This window comes from Microbacterium sp. B35-04, assembly GCF_010634885.1.
Lineage (GTDB): Bacteria > Actinomycetota > Actinomycetes > Actinomycetales > Microbacteriaceae > Microbacterium.
Window position 1 is genome coordinate 1 of record NZ_MWLP01000173.1, and the last position, 1,165, is coordinate 1,165.

Consider the following 1,165-nt stretch of genomic DNA (forward strand, 5'->3'; position numbering starts at 1 on the left):
ACATCTATAGCGATCGCAGGTAATTCAGGCAGTGGTAAATCTTATATGCTGACGTACTTACTAAGTGTATTAAAACCGATATCAGAACTCATTATTGTTGACCCTAAGTTTGATACACCGAGCCGTTGGGCACGTATTCATGATTCGGTTCTGTTGCATAGTTAATTTTATAGTATAATTTTAACAAAAAGGAGTCTTCTGTATGAACTATTTCAGATATAAACAATTTAACAAGGATGTTATCACTGTAGCGGTTGGCTACTATCTAAGATATGCATTGAGTTATCGTGATATATCTGAAATATTAAGGGAACGTGGTGTAAACGTTCATCATTCAACGGTCTACCGTTGGGTTCAAGAATATGCCCCAATTTTATATCAAATTTGGAAGAAAAAGCATAAAAAAGCTTATTACAAATGGCGTATTGATGAGACGTACAGCAAAATAAAAGGAAAATGGAGTTATTTATATCGTGCCATTGATGCAGAGGGACATACATTAGATATTTGGTTGCGTAAGCAACGAGATAATCATTCAGCATATGCGTTTATCAAACGTCTCATTAAACAATTTGGTAAACCTCAAAAGGTAATTACAGATCAGGCACCTTCAACGAAGGTAGCAATGGCTAAAGTAATTAAAGCTTTTAAACTTAAACCGGACTGTCATTGTACAGCGAAATATCTGAATAACCTCATTGAGCAAGGTCACCGTCATATTAAAGGAAGAAAGACAGGGTATCAAAGTATCAATACAGCAAAGAATACTTTAAAAGGTATTGAATGTATTTACGCTCTATATAAAAAGAACCGTAGGTCTCTTCAGATCTACGGATTTTCCCCATGCCACGAAATTAGCATCATGCTAGCAAGTTAAACGAACACTGACATGATATATTAGTGATTAGCTATATTTTTTACTTTGCAACAGAACCTTTAGATGTCTCTAAACAAACAATTCATTATCATTTAAAAAGTTTACCTACAAATTTGAATGTAAACAAAGTAGGTAACAAATCATTAATAGATGATAATACAATAGATTATCTAAAAACAATTTTAAATAAAAAAACGACAAAAGAATCGACAAAATTTGATGAAAAATCGACAAACAAAACAGAATCATTAAATAACCAATATAGCAGTTCTATCGCTACATACATCG

General features: G+C 32.8%; 2 protein-coding genes. Both read left to right on the plus strand.

Going from position 1 to position 1,165, the window contains the following annotated elements:
- Positions 1–202: 202 nt before the first annotated feature.
- Positions 203–877 carry an IS6 family transposase gene (locus B1729_RS20335; protein WP_163634623.1) on the plus strand — a complete coding sequence of 225 codons (675 nt, stop codon included), beginning with the start codon at positions 203–205 and terminating at the stop codon, positions 875–877.
- Between the two features lie 23 nt (positions 878–900).
- Positions 901–1,165, plus strand: a 265-nt coding sequence (locus B1729_RS20340) for a hypothetical protein (RefSeq protein ID WP_345770837.1), incomplete at its 3' end; no start/stop codon positions are given.